The 19,281-nt window shown below is 52.3% G+C and carries 15 protein-coding genes; 8 read left to right on the top strand and 7 right to left on the bottom strand.

Annotation, left to right across the window (positions count from 1 at the left end; translation table 11 throughout):
• The first annotated feature begins 140 nt into the window (after positions 1 to 140).
• Both FHS90_RS21695 and darG read left to right on the top strand, forming a co-directional pair.
• Positions 141 to 728: a DarT ssDNA thymidine ADP-ribosyltransferase family protein gene (locus FHS90_RS21695; protein ID WP_182514545.1), complete on the top strand. Its 588-nt coding sequence runs from the start codon at positions 141 to 143 to the stop codon at positions 726 to 728.
• Positions 721 to 1,752: a type II toxin-antitoxin system antitoxin DNA ADP-ribosyl glycohydrolase DarG gene (gene darG / locus FHS90_RS21690; protein WP_182514544.1), complete on the top strand. Its 1,032-nt coding sequence runs from the start codon at positions 721 to 723 to the stop codon at positions 1,750 to 1,752. Before FHS90_RS21695 ends, darG begins: the two co-directional genes overlap by 8 nt.
• A 101-nt stretch (positions 1,753 to 1,853) precedes the next feature.
• Here darG and htpG read toward each other — a convergent pair whose 3' ends face one another.
• Positions 1,854 to 3,680: a molecular chaperone HtpG gene (gene htpG / locus FHS90_RS21685; protein WP_182514557.1), complete on the bottom strand. Its 1,827-nt coding sequence runs from the start codon at positions 3,678 to 3,680 to the stop codon at positions 1,854 to 1,856.
• 848 nt (positions 3,681 to 4,528) lie between these two features.
• Between htpG and FHS90_RS21680 the strand changes: the two genes are divergently transcribed.
• The 3 genes from FHS90_RS21680 to FHS90_RS21670 all read left to right on the top strand — a co-directional run bounded on the left by FHS90_RS21680 (position 4,529) and on the right by FHS90_RS21670 (position 7,950).
• Positions 4,529 to 4,801 (top strand): hypothetical protein, encoded by a 273-nt coding sequence (locus FHS90_RS21680; RefSeq protein WP_182514543.1) that lies wholly within the window; start codon positions 4,529 to 4,531, stop codon positions 4,799 to 4,801.
• A gap of 155 nt (positions 4,802 to 4,956) precedes the next feature.
• Positions 4,957 to 7,359 (top strand): TonB-dependent receptor, encoded by a 2,403-nt coding sequence (locus FHS90_RS21675; RefSeq protein WP_182514542.1) that lies wholly within the window; start codon positions 4,957 to 4,959, stop codon positions 7,357 to 7,359.
• Positions 7,360 to 7,395: 36 nt separating this feature from the next.
• The gene (locus FHS90_RS21670; protein ID WP_066838767.1) at positions 7,396 to 7,950 is read left to right on the top strand and encodes a hypothetical protein; all 555 of its coding nucleotides are present in this window, start codon (positions 7,396 to 7,398) and stop codon (positions 7,948 to 7,950) included.
• 171 nt (positions 7,951 to 8,121) lie between these two features.
• Here FHS90_RS21670 and FHS90_RS21665 read toward each other — a convergent pair whose 3' ends face one another.
• Positions 8,122 to 9,009 carry a TraB/GumN family protein gene (locus FHS90_RS21665; protein WP_066838769.1) on the bottom strand — a complete coding sequence of 296 codons (888 nt, stop codon included), beginning with the start codon at positions 9,007 to 9,009 and terminating at the stop codon, positions 8,122 to 8,124.
• Between the two features lie 214 nt (positions 9,010 to 9,223).
• Here FHS90_RS21665 and FHS90_RS21660 point away from each other — a divergent pair, with 214 nt between their 5' ends.
• Positions 9,224 to 10,459: an MFS transporter gene (locus tag FHS90_RS21660; RefSeq protein ID WP_182514541.1), complete on the top strand. Its 1,236-nt coding sequence runs from the start codon at positions 9,224 to 9,226 to the stop codon at positions 10,457 to 10,459.
• A gap of 52 nt (positions 10,460 to 10,511) precedes the next feature.
• Here the strand turns inward: FHS90_RS21660 and FHS90_RS21655 are convergent, their stop codons facing one another.
• Positions 10,512 to 11,240, bottom strand: a complete 729-nt coding sequence (locus FHS90_RS21655) for an energy transducer TonB (protein WP_182514540.1) — start codon at positions 11,238 to 11,240, stop codon at positions 10,512 to 10,514.
• A 167-nt stretch (positions 11,241 to 11,407) separates the two neighbouring features.
• Between FHS90_RS21655 and FHS90_RS21650 the strand changes: the two genes are divergently transcribed.
• Positions 11,408 to 11,713 carry a DUF4286 family protein gene (locus FHS90_RS21650; RefSeq protein ID WP_066832666.1) on the top strand — a complete coding sequence of 102 codons (306 nt, stop codon included), beginning with the start codon at positions 11,408 to 11,410 and terminating at the stop codon, positions 11,711 to 11,713.
• Positions 11,714 to 11,860: 147 nt separating this feature from the next.
• On the opposite strand, the gene FHS90_RS21645 is transcribed toward FHS90_RS21650, so the two are convergent.
• The 4 genes from FHS90_RS21645 to FHS90_RS21630 all read right to left on the bottom strand — a co-directional run bounded on the left by FHS90_RS21645 (position 11,861) and on the right by FHS90_RS21630 (position 16,664).
• Complete coding sequence (locus FHS90_RS21645; RefSeq protein ID WP_182514539.1) at positions 11,861 to 12,337, bottom strand: GNAT family N-acetyltransferase; 477 nt, start codon at positions 12,335 to 12,337, stop codon at positions 11,861 to 11,863.
• A gap of 348 nt (positions 12,338 to 12,685) precedes the next feature.
• Positions 12,686 to 14,878: a prolyl oligopeptidase family serine peptidase gene (locus tag FHS90_RS21640; protein WP_182514538.1), complete on the bottom strand. Its 2,193-nt coding sequence runs from the start codon at positions 14,876 to 14,878 to the stop codon at positions 12,686 to 12,688.
• A 207-nt stretch (positions 14,879 to 15,085) separates the two neighbouring features.
• Positions 15,086 to 16,234 carry a hypothetical protein gene (locus FHS90_RS21635; protein WP_182514537.1) on the bottom strand — a complete coding sequence of 383 codons (1,149 nt, stop codon included), beginning with the start codon at positions 16,232 to 16,234 and terminating at the stop codon, positions 15,086 to 15,088.
• Positions 16,206 to 16,664: a hypothetical protein gene (locus FHS90_RS21630; protein ID WP_182514536.1), complete on the bottom strand. Its 459-nt coding sequence runs from the start codon at positions 16,662 to 16,664 to the stop codon at positions 16,206 to 16,208. The genes FHS90_RS21635 and FHS90_RS21630 overlap by 29 nt, the downstream gene beginning before the upstream one ends.
• Before the next feature lie 346 nt (positions 16,665 to 17,010).
• Between FHS90_RS21630 and FHS90_RS21625 the strand changes: the two genes are divergently transcribed.
• Positions 17,011 to 19,167 carry an IPT/TIG domain-containing protein gene (locus FHS90_RS21625; RefSeq protein WP_182514535.1) on the top strand — a complete coding sequence of 719 codons (2,157 nt, stop codon included), beginning with the start codon at positions 17,011 to 17,013 and terminating at the stop codon, positions 19,165 to 19,167.
• Positions 19,168 to 19,281: the final 114 nt, after the last annotated feature.

The raw sequence follows: 19,281 nt of genomic DNA, 5'->3' as shown, positions 1-19,281 counted from the left end.
TTGTTATATCCTTTAATTAGTGTTAACTTACTCTTCTTCAGAAACTAGGCTAAATTTTTATTCATTATCCATATGTAGAATTGGGAATCTACATTAAAAAATACCACAAACATCTTATACTTCAACAATTTATATTACCAATGGCTAAACCACCTAAAGAAGGAAAACTTCTTTACCATCTCACAGCACTTCAAAATCTAGAGGGTATATTTGCTTCTGGACTTCAACCACGTGGAGCTATCAGCACTTTCTATAATGTAGCAGACCAAGAGATCTTGGGCCATAGACAAGAGTTTGGTTTAGATGCATATGTCCCATTTCACTTCTTTGCACCAACACCTTTTGCTGGAGCAGTGCAGCTTAAAGACCCCCATACTGATTTTGCGTATATAACTATTAGGAGAGATACAGCAAAAGCTTTAAGTTTTAATATAATACCAAGTCATCCATTGAATTATAAATCACAACCATTGAGCTATGATGATGGCATTTTAAGCATTGATTGGGATACGATGGCGCTGAGAGATTATAATTCTAACGATTGCAAGGAAGTTTGTATGGCAGAATGTATTTCAAATAAACCTGTCAACCCAAATGATTTTAATTGCATTTACGTTAAAACAGAGGACAATAAGAAGTGGGTAGAAGACCTTTATCTGAAAATAACTAATCAAAAGCCAAGGTTTTTTGTTAGTGTTCTTCCAAATATTTTTGTTAATCATGATTGAGTACAAAACAGGAAATATACTTAAAGCAAATACTCAGGCACTTATTAACACTGTTAACTGTGAAGGTTATATGGGGAAAGGTATTGCCTACCAGTTTAAGTTAGAATATCCTGAAAACAATGAAGCATATATTAAAGCTTGCAAATCGGGCGAATTAAAAGTAGGAAGTATTTTCCCTTTTAAAGAAGAAGAAAAAATCATTATTAACTTCCCTACAAAAGACAAATGGCGAGAAAAATCTAAATATGAGTATATTGAAAGCGGAATTAAATCTTTAAAAGCTTTTATAATAAATGAAAATATAATATCAATTGCAATCCCTCCTTTAGGCTGTGGAAACGGAGGCTTGAAATGGCCTGTTGTTAAAGAAATTATATTAGACCAATTAGAATGTTTGGCGAATAAAACTACAATTGAAATATATGAACCCTCGGATAATATAGTTAAGGAGAACAAATCAAATAGACTTCCAAAACTTAATGCATCCCATTTGCTTTTAATGGAGCTAAAGCTTAGGCTTGAAAAGTTTAATAAAATCAGATTGCAAAAAACGGCTTATCTTATTAATTACTTATCAAATCAAAACTATTTCAAGTTCGATGCGCATCATTTTGGACCTTATGCTCATTCTTTAGAAATATTAAGCAAAGACATTAAGGAGTATCAAATGTTTTATGGCTTTGATACAGAAAAAGCTTATAAGCACGCTAAAACTGTTTTAATAAGCGATTCAATATTGGCAAAGGAAAAGATTTTTTTACCTTTTGTTGAAAAGGCAACTGAAATCACAAACCATGTTTTAAGTGATAAAGAACTGGAGCTTTTAACCACTTTACTTTTTTTAATAGAAAAGAGAAATCTAATTTCTGCTCAGGATTTAGTGAAGCTCGTTAAAGATTGGTCGGAATATAAAGCTGATACTTTTTCTGAAGAGCAAATTATGAAAGCTACGAATGAGCTTCTTGAGAAGAGGCTAATCCAAAAAGAACTTTATGGTTTAAGACCTAATAAACCTTCTCAGTAAGCGAGATGTTTATTTAAATCCAGAGAAAAGACCCACAAAAAAAGAGGCCAGAAACTTCCGTTTCTGGCCTCTTTTTTGGAAAACAGCGCTAAATCAGCTTGTTATTCTTTGTCAATCAACTCCACGCTGCGCTTCACGAAGGCCGTCAAGGCCGCGCCGGACAGCATGTTCTGCGACAGCAAGGCCAGGTCATACGCCTGTTTGGCTATTTTCTCGCCGCGGGCATCGTCACCTTTCAGGATGCGGTGGTTGATGGGGTGGTTCGCGTTAATGGTCACGTTGTACATGTCAGGTAGGTTGCCCATCATCATCATGCCACCGCCGCCCATGCGGTTCATGTCTTTCATACGGCGCATGAACTCAGGTAACGTGATAATCACCGGCTGGTCATCTACGCTCAATGCCTCCACGCCTACGGTCATGTTCTGGTTGTCAATGGCCTTCTCAAAGAGCTCCTTCAAACGCTTGGTTTCGTCTTCAGATAGAACGCTTTCGGGCTTGGCATCGGTCTCAATGAGCTTGTCAATGGTATCAGCGTCTACGCGTTTGAGCGTGGTTTTCTCCAGTTTCTGCTCCAGCTGACCTATGAAGTGCGGGTCAATCATGTGGTCCAGCTTCACCACGTCATAGTTGCGGTTCTTGGCGGTCTCTATGAAGGCGTGCTGCTTCTCGGCGTCGTTGGTGTACAGAATGACCAGGTTGCCGTTTTTGTCGGTTTGGTTCGCCTGCACGTAGTTGCGGTACTCTTCTAAAGTATAGAATTTCTCGTCGGTGCTTTGCAGCAGCGCGAAGTCTTTGGCTTTCTCGTAAAACTTGTCATCAGAGAGCATGCCGTACTTCACGAACACCGCAATGTCGTTCCACTTCTCTTCGTAGGCGGTGCGGTCTTTCTTGTAAATTTCATTCAGCTTATCGGCCACCTTACGGGTGATGTAGGTGTTGATTTTCTTCACGTTCGCATCGGCCTGCAGGAACGAGCGGCTCACGTTCAACGGAATGTCCGGTGAGTCAATCACGCCGTGCAACAGCATCAGGAACTCCGGCACCACGTCTTTCACCTCGTCGGTGATGAACACCTGCCGGCTGTAGAGCTGGATTTTGTTTTTCTGGAAATCGAACTCGTTCTTCACCTTCGGGAAGTACAGGATACCAGTGAGGTTGAACGGATAGTCCACGTTGAGGTGAATCCAGAACAGCGGGTCCTCAGAGAACGGATACAGCTCTTTATAGAAGTTCTTGTAATCCTCGTCGGTCAAATCAGACGGAGACTTGGTCCAGATAGGGTTCGGGTTGTTGATGACCTCGCCGTTGAACTCTACCGGAATAGGCAGGAACTTGCAGTATTTGTTCAGGATGGTCTGCAGACGGGCTTCTTCCAAAAACTCCTCAGAATCCTCGGCGATGTTCAGAATCACATCGGTTCCGCGCTCGGTGCGGGTACCGTTGGTGATGGTAAACTCCGTAGAACCGTCGCAAATCCAATGCGCGGGCTCAGAACCGTCTGCGTGTGACAACGTGTCAATCTCCACGGTGCTGGCCACCATAAACGCCGAGTAGAACCCAAGCCCGAACTGACCGATGATCTGGCTCTTGTCCGCGTTGGAGTCTTTGTAGCGCTCCACAAACTCCGTAGCGCCCGAGAAGGCAATCTGGTTGATGTATTTCTTGATTTCCTCGGCGGTCATCCCTATCCCGTTGTCCGAGATGATGATTTGCTTTTTCTCCTTGTCCACCTTCACGGTCACCTTCAGCTCGCCCAGATCGCCTTTCAGCTCGCCAATGCTGGAGAGGCTTTTGGCTTTCTGGCTCGCATCCACGGCGTTAGAAACCAACTCGCGCAGGAAAATCTCATGGTCTGAGTACAAGAACTTCTTGATGATGGGGAAAATGTTCTCGGTGTGAATCGAAATCGTGCCTTTTTCTTCCATTTCTACTTTCTCTATCAATGTGTTGTGAATTACTTTTTTCTTCTCTCACTTTCGGCTGCGCCGATGTTCTGTTTTTAGCCTACTTTTCTGAAAACAGGCTAAAAACGCATTCCGTCTTATATTTTCTCTGGCGCGAGTCTCCGGACTCGTGCCTTTGGGTGCGTGGAGTCTCCAGACTCCTGTTTTTCTATTCGTGGTTCCCGGCGAGTCTGGAGACTCGCTTCACCCATGGGCACGAGTTTGCAGACTCGCGCCAGGCGTGAAAACGCAAAATATAGGTACGTCTTCGTCCCCCATTGAAGGCCCGGGTTGATTACTCCTGCTGAATTACTCCTGCAGAGTCAAGCATTCCCGAAAGTCGCTCCTGCTCATTTAATGGCTGCCGCTGATCGTTTTGCAAACGGCCTTGTCATCCCCCTCCCCCCTTCCAAGGGGGACTTATCAGGAATGCGTACTTTTTCTTTCTATGGCCTATGGCGCGGAAGTTACTTCCGTGACTTTCCTGTTGCTAGTTCCGCTTTTCCGGAGTTCTACTCCGGAAGCACTCGGCAGGGGAGTTCAACTCCCCTTTGTTGGCTTGTGGTTCCCGGCAGAGTGGAACTCCGAAACAGGGAGGTTCGGGAGTAGAAGTCCCAAACAGCACGTACCGCCATCAAAACAATGAACAATCAGCGTTTCATTTGGCAAAAGCTGTTCCAGCCTTCAAAAAATGACAGGTTGTCAGTTTTGGCCGCCAGAGTTTTGGCTTCGGGCTCAAACAATTTGTATATTTGTCCGTTCCTTCATTGTCAGTGAGAAACTTTACCAGATATAGCGCCCTTTTTCTGCTGTTGCTGCTTGCGCGGGCCATGACCCCCAACGAGCTGCTGCTGCAACTGCACGCGCATGAACACACGGTAGAGCGCCCGCACGACGAATCGCAGACGCACATTGGGCAGAAGCACACGCACTGCCATACAGACAACCTCTTCCACGCGCCGTTCCAGCCCAGTGAAGCCGTGGTGCTGCCCACTCTGCTTACCTTTGACATTTCCTTCGGGGCCGCCGCGCCCCAATTAGGGTACTCGTTTACCACCTACCACCAATACCTGCGCGGGCCGCCCGCCACGCAACTTTCCTAACCCGTTAACTTTTCCTTCGGAAGGGATGGCCGCGCTATCCCGGGTTTTCCTGTTTTTGACCTGTTTTCCGGAAAACAGGCCGAAAACGCAATCCCTCCGCCGAAGGCGTTTGGAGGACGCTCCTCCTGTTTCCCCATTTCATTTTCCTTACTGAGTTGCGCAATTACTCTAACTATTTTGTGCTGCTTCTGCTGTGCGTTTGCCTGCCTTTCCCGGCGGTTTTCGCGCAGAATGGCCCTGTGCCCGCCGGGGCAGACGCGCTGTCTGACACAGATTGCGGCATCACGCTCTCCGGCACCGTCACCGACCATGAAGACCGCACACCCTTAATAGGCGCCACCGTGTTGCTGGATGGCACCCAGCTGACCAGCGTGACCGACGCCAACGGCCACTACCATTTCCATGGCCTTTGCCCCGGCACGTACACGCTGGTGGTGTCTTACATTGGCTACACCACTGAGCGGCTGCAGAAGGCGGTGCGGGCACCTGAGGTGCTCAACTTCAGGCTGCACCCAGACGGCCTGCTCCTCCACTCTGTTGAAGTGCGGGCGGCCCGGCAGCGTACGCAGATTACCCAGGCCACCGGCCAATTAAACGGCCGGGAACTGGCGCAGACGCACGGGCAGTCGCTGGCGCAAAGCCTGGAGCGGATTACCGGCCTAAGCAGCATTCAGACAGGTCCCAGCATTGCCAAACCGGTCATTCACGGCATGCACAGCAACCGCATTCTGGTCATGAACAACGGCGTGCGCCATGAGGCCCAGCAGTGGGGTTCTGAGCACGCGCCCGAGATTGACCCGTTTGTGGCCTCTGAGCTGACGGTGGTGAAAGGTGCCGCTGGCGTACGCTATGGCGCTGATGCCATTGGCGGCGTGATTCTGGTAGAGCCCAAGCCGCTGCGTGATTCTGCGGGCACCAGTGCCGTGCTGAACTTGGTGGGCGTGAGCCACAACCGTCAAGGTGTGGTGTCGGGCATGGTAGAAAGCAACCCGGCAGGCATTCCGTCATTGAGTTGGCGGTTGCAGGGCACACTCAAGAAAGCAGGCAACAGCAAAACACCTGACTACTACCTCGCCAATACCGGCTACCAGGAGCAGAACTTTTCTGCGGCAGCCGGATGGACCCGTGACCAATTTGGGGTTGATGCCTATTTTAGCCGGTTTGACACTAAGCTGGGTGTGTTTTCGGCGTCGCACGTGGGCAATCTCACCGATATCAGAAACGCCCTGCAGCGCGAGCGGCCGGAGCCGGAGGCAGACTTTACGTATACCATCGGCGTGCCGTACCAGAACGTGACGCATGATTTGCTGCGGCTGCACGGTTTCTACAAAACGGGGACCGCCAGCCGACTGCTGTTCACGTACGCGCGGCAGTACAACATACGGGAGGAGTTTGACGCCCACGGCGACCAGAGCCGTCCTGGTCTTCGGTTTGAAATCACTACGCACAGCACCGAGGTCGTTTGGGAGCACCCGCTGGTCCATAATCTGAAAGGCAGCCTTGGCGCCACGTACCAGTACCAGTTCAACCGGTACGAGGGGCGTTTCTTCGTGCCGTTTTACCAGAGCCACACGGGTGGCCTGTTTTGGCTGGAGGAATGGGAGAAAGGCAAATGGCATGTAGAGGCGGGCGTCAGGTATGACTACCGGCACCTGCAGGCCAAGCTGTACCGCAAAGACACGCCGCAGCGCACAGGGCAGTCAGAGCTGGACAACCAGTTGCTCACGCCTACGCACACGTGGCAGAACCTTTCGGGCACGCTGGGGGCTATCTACCATTTTGGGCCGCACCTGGATTTGAACCTGAATGCCTCTACCGCGTGGCGCTCGCCTACCACCAGTGAGCTGTACAGCAACGGCATTCACCACGGCACGGGCACCTACGAGTACGGCAACGCCAATCTGGGCATGGAGCGGGCGTACAATCTTGTGGCAACGCTGGCCTACGTGCAGAACAAGCGCCTGAACGGCGAAATCAGCGTGTACCGCAACTATATAGACAACTACATCTACCAGGAACCCGACACCGTGCCCACGCTCACCATACGGGGCGCGTTTTTAACGGCGCGGCAGAAGCAGGCAGACGCCACCTTCACCGGCCTGGATGTGAGTGCGTCTTACCAGTTGACAGACCACCTGCTGCTCGCTACCAAGGCGTCTTTGGTACGGGCCTACAACCAAACCGCAGACGAGTATTTAATCTGGATTCCCAGTGACCGCTATGAGAACAGCCTGCGTTATTCAATAGGTAAACTGGGAGCCCGCGGAGTTTTTGCGCAAAACTTTATCCAAATCAGTGGCTTGGCTGTGGCCAGGCAAAAGAACGTGCCAGACAATTACCTGGCGCGTGACTACGCCCTGCCGCCTGCCGGCTACTTCCTGCTGAATGCTGAGGCAGGCACTACCCTGCAACTGGGCCAACAGCAGATTGAGATTGGCCTCATAGGTCGAAATCTCCTGAACACCGCCTACCGCGACTACTTGAACCGTTTCAGGTATTACGCTGATGAAACTGGGCGGTCTATTACCCTGCGGGTGAGCATCCCGCTGAACTTTTAACCTTGATTTTTCACTTGAATTAACCCTAAGAACACCATGAAATTATTTTTGAAACCATCGCTCGCTATTCTGTTTGCCGCCACCGTGTTTATGTCTACCTCTTGCAGTGATGACGAGGACCCGGCCCCGGTAAATGAGGAAGAACTGATTACCACGCTTAAATTGACCATGGTGCCGCAGGGCGGAGGAGCAACGGTGACGGCTTCTTACCGTGATTTAGACGGAGACGGCGGCGCCAACCCTGTGATTACAGGAGCCCAACTGGCTGCCAACAAAGTATATGATGTGACCGTGCAGGTGCTGGACGAGTCTAAAAGCCCCGCCGAAGACATCACCGAGGAAGTAGAAGAAGAAGGCGATGAGCACCAGTTCTTCTACGTGCCTTCGGGCGTGAACTTAACGGTGGCCTACAATGACACAGACCGCAACAACCGGCCTATAGGCATAAAGACCAGAATGACCACTACCACCGCCTCTACCGGCAACCTGAAGGTGGTCCTGAAACACCAGCCCGCCCTGAAAAGCGCGACCAGCACCATCAATACCGGCGAAACAGATGTGGAGGTAACCTTCCCGGTGACCATTCAATAACCGTTTCACCTCTCCCGTTCTCTATGAGAAGCCTTCTGCCTACATGGCAGAAGGCTTCTCTGTTTATGACCTGTTTTTCTGAAATCAGGCTGAAAACAGACGCAAAAAAGCCGGGGCTGGTTCATCTCTAGTTGAACCAGCCCCGGCTTTTTTCTCGGTAGTAGAAATCAATTACTCATATACCGGCTCTACTTTATACCCTTGGTTGCGCAATAGTTGAATGAGGCCTTGCTCGCCGGGCAAATGGGCGGCACCCACGGCAATGAACGAAGGGCTTTTGCGCATCATGTTCACCAAAGGGGTCATCCAGCGCTGGTTGCGCTGGTCCAGGAGCAGAGCCTGGGTTTCTTTTTCGTTTTCCTGTGATGTAATCAGGTTGTAAAGCCCCTGCAGGTTTTCCTGCTGATACAGGCTCAGCATCTGTTTCATGATCTTGCGCTGGCGGTCAAACTGCTTCACACTGTTCAGGAGCTGTGACGCCTGCACCTCTACGGTGGCCTGGTCTAGCAGCGCCACCTGCTCTTCAGGGGTTTCCAGCACATAGATAGACTTGTGCCATCTGTTGGCCATTTTCAGCAATTCCAGGTCATATGACTCTGGGCTGTAGCCCAATAGCTTAGGGTAAAGCAGCATCTGGCCCAGAAAGCCGGGCTTAATGTATCTGAACTGCTGCAGGCTGCGCTCTAGCGTATCTTGCACAAACTGCGCCAGCATGTTGTATTCCTGCACAGACATGATAGACTCCAGCGGCTTGTTCATGCGCATGGCCTTGTTGATGCTCTGGGTCAGCTCAGGGCTTTCCAGGTCCACCTCAAACACCACAGTCTGGGATTTCACCATTCTTTGCTTTACCTTACCTGGCAGAGCAAACTGTTCTTTAGGCACCAGGTGGAAGGTTCCGTAGAGGTAAGAGGTTTTAATTCCCTTGCCGCTCACTTTCCAGAGCAAAGACTTTTGGTGAATGTTTGGCGTACCACAGACTCCAGCCTCAGGCATGAAAATACCAGCCAGCAGACCAAGAAGCAGTGTCCAGAAACAGGCGCCTTTAAACGTGTTCATTTAGATAAGGTTACAAAATCTTATCAAAAATATAAGTTTATTATCAGAGCCAAGATGATCTGGCTCACTTTTTTTTAGTTTTTTAGAAATATAGTAAAATAATATAATTTACTGTACTTAAAGTGATTATATATTTTAACCGATATTTACACAAGACAATCAGAAACTAAATAAAGTACTATTGCAAAATCACCCTGAAATTTCGTCACAACCTATGGCAGGCACTTCTATCTCTCCTTCTTCTACTAAAATTCTGAACACTGCCGTTGTGGTAGCGGCCCTGGGGTACTTTGTAGACATTTATGACCTGATTCTGTTCAGCATAGTCAGGATTTCAAGCCTCAAAGATTTAGGGATCACCAACCCAACTGCATTGTTGAAAGACGGCGTTCACCTAATAAATATGCAAATGCTGGGCATGCTGCTGGGAGGCATCTTTTGGGGTGTCTTAGGTGATAAGCGCGGCAGAATCTCCGTCCTCTTCGGCTCTATCTTTTTGTACTCTGTCGCGAATGTGGCCAATGGCTTTGTGACAACCTTAGATGCCTATTCCTGGCTCAGGTTTATTGCCGGGGTGGGGCTGGCCGGGGAACTGGGGGCGGGCATTACCCTGGTCACTGAGGTGCTGCCCAAGGAGAAGCGGGGCTATGGCACCACCATTGTGGCCTCAGTGGGCATTTCAGGGGCAATTGTGGCCGGTGTGGTTGGGGAGTACTTTCACTGGCGCACCGCCTATTTTGTTGGCGGGGGCCTGGGCCTGCTGTTGCTCCTGCTCCGGATTGGCGTGTATGAAAGCGGCCTGTTTGCCCGCACCAGGCAGGAGAAGGTTTCCCGGGGCAACTTTCTGAGCCTGTTCACCAGTGCGCCCCGCTTCTTCAAATACCTGAAATGTATTCTGGTGGGGGTGCCCATCTGGTTTGTGGTGGGCGTACTCATTACCTTCTCGCCAGAGTTTGGGCAGGCACTGGGGGTTCAGGTGCCCGTTTCAGCCGCCAAGGCCATCAGCTTTTGCTACTTAGGGCTGAGCCTGGGAGATGTGGCCAGCGGGGTGCTCAGCCAAAAGCTGAAAAGCCGCAAACGGGCGGTTCTTCTTTCCCTTTTCTTACTGGCTGTTGTGGTGGCGCTGTATTTGTTCGCCCGGGGGGCCGGTGAAGCCTATTTTTACGGCCTGTGCCTGGCGCTGGGGTTTGCCAGCGGCTATTGGGCCATGTTTGTGACCATTGCGGCAGAGCAGTTTGGAACCAATATACGGGCTACCGTTACCACTACGGTTCCCAACTTTGTGCGCGGGGCGGTGATCCCCTTGACCCTTACGTTCAGTGCCTACAAAGAAGCGTGGGGACTGCTGTTCACGGCGGGGGCTCTGGGCACCGTGGCCTTGGCGGTGGCGCTGGTGGCCATTTCAACGCTGCCGGAAAGCTATGGAAAGGACCTGGATTACCTTGAATAGAAATTCCTGTTTTCGGCCTGTTTTTGTGAAAACAGGCCGAAAACAGGAATGCTTAATTGGTGGCGACAGACCTTACCGGCACCGTGAATTTTACCGGGACAGGCTCCCCGTCTTGCAGGCCTGGCTTCCACCTGGGCATACTTTGCACCACCCTCACACCAATGTCTCCCAGAAAAGCATGGGTGGTTCTCTTAACTTTTACGCTGGTTACCTCGCCTTTTTCATCTATCACAAATGTAACTACCGCCAAACCGTCTACTTTATCAGGCCCTTTCATAAATTCCTTTTTCATGTTCCTGGCCAGGAATCTCATCATTTCCTGGAAGCCCCCGGGAAACTCAGGCATTATCTCGTAGTAAAAGTGGGGGATCTTTTTGCCGTTTTCATCATAGCAATGGCCTTCTATTAATTTCCCCTGTTTATACACATCATGCCGCTTAAGCTGGCTGTTGCTATGAAACGATTGTAAGATGCCATGTGGCTTGCCATTGAGGTAGGTATACACCCACCGTTGCTGGCCGTTTTCAAACCATGCCTCTGACTTACCTTCCCGGACGCCCTGTACGTAGATGTCCCTTTCTTTAAGCTGCCCATTTTTAAACCATTTGGCAGAAAGCCCCTCCCGAAGGGAATCCATTTTGCTGAAATTTATTTCCTCCACTTTCTCTCCTGTCAGAAAGAAGTCTTTCTGGTAACCTCTGCCGGTTTGGGCATCTGTTACCTGCCTTATTCTATAGTAAGTGGCCTGGGCTTGCGGCACCGGCTCAAAGTCTTCATCCAAATACTGAACACTATCTGTCTGGCAGAAACCGGAAAACGGCACCAGCAGAGAAAAAAACAAGAGAACCAGCAACCTGCACATAAAGATGAGAGTCTGAAAGCCTGAAAGAGCAAGGGCACCTTTACGCGCACTTGCATGTTATAACAAGATAAGCAGTATTTTTGAGAATGATTCTTTTCAACGAAACCGTTAGCATAGACAATGCCGTGGCCGCTGAGTGGCTGGAGTGGATGAAGGAAACCCATATTCCGGAGGTGATGGCCACCACCTATTTTGTAAACTACCAGATTGCCAAAGTCATGGAAGACGAAGACACCGGCGGCACCACGTTTGCGGTGCAGTACTTTGCCCGCCACCTAACCGACCTGCAGGAGTACCACCGTGACCATGACAAGAACATGCAGGCCAAGATGCAAGCCCGCTACCCCGGCAAGTACGCGGCCTTCAGAACCGTGCTGGAAGTAGTAGGGTAACCTGTGACGGGGGTACCGTGCACCGTGGTTAGGCCGTAAGCCAAAGCTTGCTAAGCCAACTGGCGGCTCCCTGTTTCTGACCTGTTTTTACCAAAACAGCCCGAAAACGCCTGAGGCGCTTTCGGGCTGTTTCTATGATAGGGGCCGTTAGAGCTGCTGCAGCTGCTCCTGGGTAAGGTTGCAGTTGATCCACTCGCCATCCAGATTGGCGCCAATGCTGCGGTAGAAGTTGATGGCGGGCTCGTTCCAGTTCAACACCTGCCATTTCATGCGCTTGTAGTTTCCTGCCTGGGCTGCTTTCACTACCGCATTGAACAACAGGCGGCCAATTCCCTGGCGGCGTACCCGCTCAGTCACCACAATTTCTTCCAGAAACAGCATCTTGCCTTTCCAGGTGGAGTAGGCGGTATAGTAGAGGGCAATGCCTACAATGCCTTCCTCGGCAGCGTCTGCCACGTAGAACTCAAAGATAGGCTGCCCGCCAAAACCGTCGCGCTGCATGTCTGCTAAGGTGTTGGTGACTTCATTGGGCGCTTTTTCATACACGGCCAACTCCACCACCAGCGCGTGCACGGCGGCCAGATCTTGCTGGGTTCCTTTTCTGACAGTGACGGTAAGACTCATAAACAAGGGTAGAAAGGCCAAATATACACAGCCCTGCCAATAGTTTAATCCCTTTTAGAGTCCCGCTTTTGCTGTTTCTCGGCCCGTTTCTCTTTCAGGGTCTTGGTGGCTTCCTTTTTCCCTTTTTCTTTAGCGGGTGCTTTTCCTTTGGCCATAGCGGTAGTGGTTAGGTGAATATTCCTCAATATACGAATTAAATCTCCCGCTAGACCAAAAGCCGCTCGCAATCTGAGCCCTATAGTTCCTGCCGGAAGGAAAAGCGCAGGTTCAGCCGTTTTAAGCCTGTTTCCAGCAAAACAGCCCAGAAACAGAAACCGCTTCTGGGCGGCAGAGCCTGTGCAGCACGCTCTATTGCTGCTCCTGTGCCCCAAATGGGTGCACGCCCATGTTAAAGTACGTGAACGACCAGATATCAGTCGCTTCGGCAATCTGGTCGGCCGTTGATTTACCGGCGCCGTGACCCGCTTTTACGTCTACCCTGATCAGGTACGGGTTGCCGGGGGCGGCTTTCTCCTGCAGCGTGGCAATGTACTTAAACGAGTGCGCCGGCACCACGCGGTCATCATGGTCTGCCGTGGTCACCAGTGTGGCCGGGTACTGCACGCCTTCTTTGATGTTGTGGACAGGAGAGAACTGACGCAGGTTCTGGAACTGCGCAGCATCATCAGAAGAACCGTATTCCGGCACCCACGCCCAACCAATGGTAAATTTGTGGAACCGCAGCATGTCCATCACGCCCACGGCCGGCAGAGCCACTTTGAACAGGTCAGGACGCTGGTTGGCCACCGCGCCAATCAACAACCCGCCGTTAGAGCCACCGGCAATGGCCAGTTTCTGCGAAGAGGTGTATTTCTGATTGACCAGATACTCTGCGGCGGCAATGAAATCATCAAACACGTTCTGCTTGTTGGGTGTCATGCCCGCCTTGTGCCACGCCTCCCCGTACTCACCGCCGCCCCTGATGTTGGCAATGGCCAGCACCCCGCCATTCTCCAGCCACAGCATGCGGGAGATGCTGAAGCCCGGGGTCTGCGAACTGTTAAATCCGCCGTAGGCGTAGAGGTAGGTGGGGTTGTTGCCGTTCAGCTGCAGCCCCTTCTTGTGGGTGATGAACATGGGCACCCTGGTGCCGTCTTTGCTGGTGTAGAAGATTTGCCTGGTCTCATAGGCATCCATGTCTACGTCTACCTCCGCCTTGCGGAAGAGGGTAGATTTGTTGGCGGCTACCTCATACTGGTAAATGGCGCTGGGGTAGGTGTAGGAGGTGAAGGTGTAGAAAACCGTCTTGTCCTCTTTCTTCCCGCCAAAGCCGCCAGCCGTGCCAATGGTAGGCAACTGCACGTCATGCAGCCATTTGCCCGCCGTGTCATGCACCCGCACCAGCGTAGCGGCGTCTTTCATGTAGTTCAAGATGAGCCGCCCGCCCACCAAAGTGGCGTAGTTCAGCACATGGCCGGTCTCTGGCACCAGGGTCTTCCAGTGGGCCGGCTGCGGCTTCTTGAGGTCAATCTGGATCAGCTTGTATTTAGGCGCACCTTGGTTGGTGAGTACCACCAGTTGGTCCCCAATGTTCTCCACCACGCCGTACTCTTTGTCAAAGCTCTCTACCAGCGGCAGAATGGGGCTGTTGGCCTTGGTAAGATCCTTCACATAGAGGCTGTTGTTGCTGGTGCCTTCAGAGGCGGTGAGAATTAGGTAGCGCTCATCTTGGGTGGTGCTGGCGAACAGCAGGCGCAGGGGGTGTTCCCTGTCTTCCCAGATCAGCTGGTCCTGGCTCTGCGGCGTGCCAATCTTGTGGTAGTACACTTTGTGGTACTCGTTTTTGTTGGCCAGTTTAGACCCTTTGGTTGGCTCATCATAGCGGCTGTAGAAGAAGCCGTCTTTGTGCCAGCTGGTGCCGGAGAACTTGATCCAGTGCAGCTCATCAGAAAGTTTTTGACCGGTGGCCACGTCCAGCACGTAGGCATCACGCCAGTCAGAACCACCGGTGGAGGTGGTATAGACGGCATATTTGGCATCTTTGCTGAAAGCCACGCTCCCCAGAGAGGTGGTCCCGTCTGAAGACAGTTTATTAGGGTCTAAGAACACCTCTGGGGCTCCGTTCAGGCCTTTCTGACGGTACAGCACCGCCTGGTTCTGCAGCCCGTCATTCTTGTAGAAGTAGTAATAGTCTCCCTCTTTGAACGGTGCGCCGTATTTGGGGTAGTTCCAGAGCTTGGTGAGGCGCTCCTTGATCTGCCCCCTGAACGGGATCCTGGCCAGGTAATCAAAGGTCACTTCGTTCTGGGCTTTCACCCAGTCGGCTACCTCCTGGGCGGTATCGGCTTCCAGCCAGCGGTACGGGTCTGGCACCTGGAAGCCGTGGTAGGTATCAATATGCTCTGTCTTCTTGGTTTTCGGGTACATGGTGAAAGGTTTACTCGCCATTACGGGGGCGGCAGCTTTTGCATCTGACACAGGGGTACTGGCGGGGGAACTGGTTTTACAGCCGGCCCCCACCAGGAGCGCGCTGGCCAACCAATACAAAGACGCTTTTCTCATAAGATTGTTTTTGGATTCCCTAATTTACCGGCTCCCATCCAGACAAACAACGGCCATGGTTTTACGCCTGCAGGAAGTGGGCCTTCTGCTTTGAAAGGAGGAGGCAGTCCTGTTTTCGGCCTGTTTTTGTCAAAACAGGCCAAAAACAGGAGAAGTACCCCCACAATGGCTGAATTCAAGCTTGGCCAGGTTTTTTTAAGGCATATGTCAACCAGCGCTTCCCCCTCTGAATACCCGCATAAAAAAAGAGACTGCGGTGTTGATGCCCGGCAGGTAAAATATGCCTGCCGCATAGCCGTACGTATCTACCCACAGCTGCCGGTACGCCTCAAACCCGCTAAAAGAATCTTCTTCGCCGTTGGCGTAGAGCCGTTTGTACGTAGCCGCCAAGAATTTCCCCTGGAAGGCTGCGTGCGCCGGAGACAGCTTCCTGCGGCGGTAAGCCGGCAGCAGCCAGCTGTACGGGAAGAAAAGACACAGCAGTACCAGGCACGTCACTTTAAAGAATATCAGGAAAGCGAACTGGTTCAGCAGGTGAAAACACACCAGAAAGAAGCCCACCCAGGGGCGCAGCGCGGGGCGCCAGGCGGCAAAAACCGAGGCCACTTGCAGGTACACCACCACCACAAACCCTATTTGCCACACCCACGGGTAACCCAGGAACAGCTGCGCGTACGGGAACGGCTGGTCATAATCCCTGAAACTGACCAGGGCGTTGTACAGCGCCGCCTCCGGTTTCAGCCAGTGCACATCTCCCGAGCTCATCAGCAACTTACGCCCCAAAGCCCCCACTTTCCAGAGCCCCGCCAGGGTGTATGTGAAGAGCAACCCCAGATAAAACCAGTTAATAGTCTGGAACTGCTCCCGGCTGGGCGAGTTGTTAGATGGTTTTTCCACCGCCACCCATACCAGAAACAGATGCGCCAACAGGAACACGTGGTTTATATGTGAAAGAAAACCGTAACCCCACAGAACAAGATTGGCCCACAGAAGGCAGCCCACCAACAGCCCTTGCAGCCATACAGTCTGCCGGCAGAAAATCTTGGCCAGGTTGGCCACTGCGGCTACGCACAATACAGCCCAGAAAGCAGGTTTTGCCGGAAGCACCGGCGCTATGGATTCAGCGATTGCGTTCATGGGTGTGTATAAGACACGGGGGCGCTCCAGGAGCAACTCAAACTTGGCCATAGCCCAATAGAGCCACAGAAAAGTGAAGGCTCTGAAGGCCGTCTCTGCATAGAAAAAATCTACCGCTGCCCTCAGGTAACGGTTGTGCCTGCCAGCGGCGCTCCAGCCACCCCGCTGCGTTGACGTATCAACCACCCGGTCAGAAACGGGCAACGGTGTCTGCTTCATACATGTGAGGTTGGTGAAGGAGTTGCTGCGGCGTAGTGCTTTCCCGCACAACCCGGTAGGCCGTAGCGCCCGGGTACAGATGCTTTACCAGCGCCTGCAGCTTGAGAGAGCTGGTACCGGTTCCCGTGGAGTCTGCCAGGGTGCTGTTCACCAGATAGTCCAGGGCGTAGACATAATCATCCTGGTTAAAGAGGCGCGTAGCCCTAACCGGCTGGCGCCGGAAGACGGAGTCTCCCGGCTGCAGGGTATAGATGCGGTAGCTGCTGTACAGCCCGTTACTGCCGCGCGGCTGGGTAAACAGCTTCCAGTTGGCAAAGGGGTAAAGTTCGCCCCAGCCGGCCCGCAGCGTGAGGCTTGTGCACAGAGACCCTGCCACACTCACCACTACCAGCACTTTGGTGTACAACAGCCTTTTAGAAGAAGACAGCATAAAGGGTAACGAAGAAATCCAATCCTGCTTTTTTACAGCGTTACAACCGGGCAAGGCAAGGGTACGCGTTTTGGGCCTGTTTTCCAGAAATCAGGCCCAAAATAGGTTTCTTCTCCCTGATTACAATATGACCGCCTGCTTTTCGTTCTAAAAGGGAAGTAGTTCCTGTTTAGCAAGAGAGGCGTTTACCTGTTTACGGGTGAATGCCTCTCTTTTTTTGTCAATCCCCGCTGCTTCCTTTCCCGTAGACAGGCCAGTTGGAAACCTGCAGCGGGTCTGGTATCTTTCTCCCCCCAGAGTAGTTTGAACGCTTTCCAGCGCATTTGTCCCTGTCACACGCCACCGTATGAAACACTGGTTTACCCGCCGTGCCCTTTTCCTGAAGAATACCTGCTTTTTCACTTCTCTGGTGATCCTAGGCCTTTGCCTGACAAGTATGCCCCCCGCCTGGGCGCAAGATGCCTGCTCGCTGCTGCCGCTGCCGCTGGAAGAGCGTATGCAGCAAGCTACCTTAGTGGTGGAGGGCCAGGTTCTGAGCAGCCGCTCCTTCTGGGACAGCCGCCATGAGAACATCTACACCGCCCACCAGGTAGAAGTCTACAAGGTGTTCAAGGGGCTGCCCTCTGCCGGAACCGTAGAAGTGATCACTGAGGGCGGCCAGGTGGGGTTGGACCTGCATGTCTATTCTGCCACGCTTAAACTACAGCCCCAGCAGCAGGGGGTGTTCTTCCTGCAGCCTGCCAAAGGCACTGCCGGTCAGCCCCAGTTTAGCGTGTACGGCAGTCTGCAGGGGTTTATCCAGTACCAGCTTCCGCAGGGCACCGCCCGTGATCCCTTTGCCCGGTACGCCTCAATTCCGCAGCAGCTGTACCCGGCGCTCACCCGTCTGCCCGGGGCGGCGCTTAGGGCCGTGAAGACCAATGTTCCCTTAGAAAAAGCGCTTAAGCAGAAACCTGACACCAATCCCGCCCCCACCCAACGCCGGCTGGTTCCCACCATCTCTGACTTCAGCCCCAAAAGCCTACGGGCCGGCACCGGTGATGTGTTAACCATCACGGGCAACAACTTCGGCGCCAGCCGCGGCAATGGCTACGTAGAGTTCAAAAACGCAGATGATGGCGGGGCTACGTACATAAAACCGCTGCCCAGTGACTACGTAAGCTGGTCCAATACAGAGATCAAGGTGCTGGTACCAACTGCCGGGCTAGACAACGGCACCGCCGGAAGCGGGGTTTTCAGGGTGGCAAGCAATGAAGACGCCACCCCGGGTACTTCTCTCACGCAACTGGTCATCCAGTATGCGCACACCAATGTGCTGTATAAAAATGACAGCCGCAACATGCCTGAGCGCAGCTACATGCCCCGGCTGATTAACCAGAACGGCCGCGGAGGCTATACCTTCAGGTTTGGCGCCAGCTTTGAAACCAACAAGCCTGCCCTCTATGCCTTTAAGCAGTCTATGAACGAGTGGTCCTGCAACACGTTGGTGAACTGGGATGTGGCCTCAAATGCCGCCGTGGCCCGCACCGCAGATGACAAGGTGAACTCTGTACGCTTTGTAGAGTCTGGGGAACTGCCCGCCAACGTTCTGGGCCGGTGCATTAGCCGCTACACCGGTTGCCTCACCGGCTCTGATGTTACTTTCTGGGCCAGGGAGATGGACCTGGAGTTTGCCCAGCGGCCTGATTGGCAGTACGGCCCCGGCAACCCCAGCAACCAGCAGTTTGACTTTCATTCAGTGGTGCTGCATGAGCTGGGGCACGGCCACCAGTTAAGCCATTTGATTCTGCCCCGGGCGGTGATGCATTACGCCGTGGCCCGGGCACAGATCTCCAGAAGCCTCAACGCCACCAATGACATTGCCGGCGGCAACTATGTCATGAACCTCAGTGTGCAGGCAAACGGGTGTGACGCCGCTCCCATGGTCCGGAAACCTACAAGCGCCTGCGCCATTCCGGTAAAGCTGCTGCCGCTGCAGGGGCAGTACCAGCCTGCAGACAATACCGTGCTCCTGCAATGGGGATCAGAGACAGAAGAGAACCTGGTGGCCTATGCCATAGAACGCAGCACCAACGGGTCTTCTTTTACAGAGATAGCCCGGGTAACGGCAGGCGGCACCTCTACCACGCCCCGCACCTACCAGTTTACAGATGACTCCCCGCTTGCCAACCTCGCCTATTACCGCCTGCGGCTGATCAAGGGGAATGGCAATGTAGAGTATTCTGAGGCCGTAGAAATCATGGGGCCTTCCTTCACCCAGGCGCTTTCTCCCAACCCGGGCGGGGCCACCACCTTCCTGTACTTTGACACCCCGGAGGTTGACCAGCTGGAGATGGCCATCTTTGACCCCTCTGGCCGCAGGCATTCTGGCTTCACCATTCTTGTAGTGCCCCAGGTAAAGAGGTATGAGCTCACCTTGCCGGGCATTGCCCGCGGGCTCTTCCTGATCAGGTGGCAGTCTAAGAATGGCAACGGCGTGTTCCGGTACCTGAAACTGGAGTAGAAGCGCACATGCTGTTTTGGGGCTGTTTTTAGGCAATACTTCGGACAGTTTATGCTGCGATTCTGCCGAAGTTAAGGACACAGTCTGTTTTGTCCTTGTTATTTAAGTGGCTTT

The organism is Rufibacter ruber (assembly GCF_014138425.1).
GTDB classification, from domain to species: domain Bacteria; phylum Bacteroidota; class Bacteroidia; order Cytophagales; family Hymenobacteraceae; genus Nibribacter; species Nibribacter ruber_C.
This window is presented reverse-complemented; position numbering and strand designations above follow the sequence as displayed.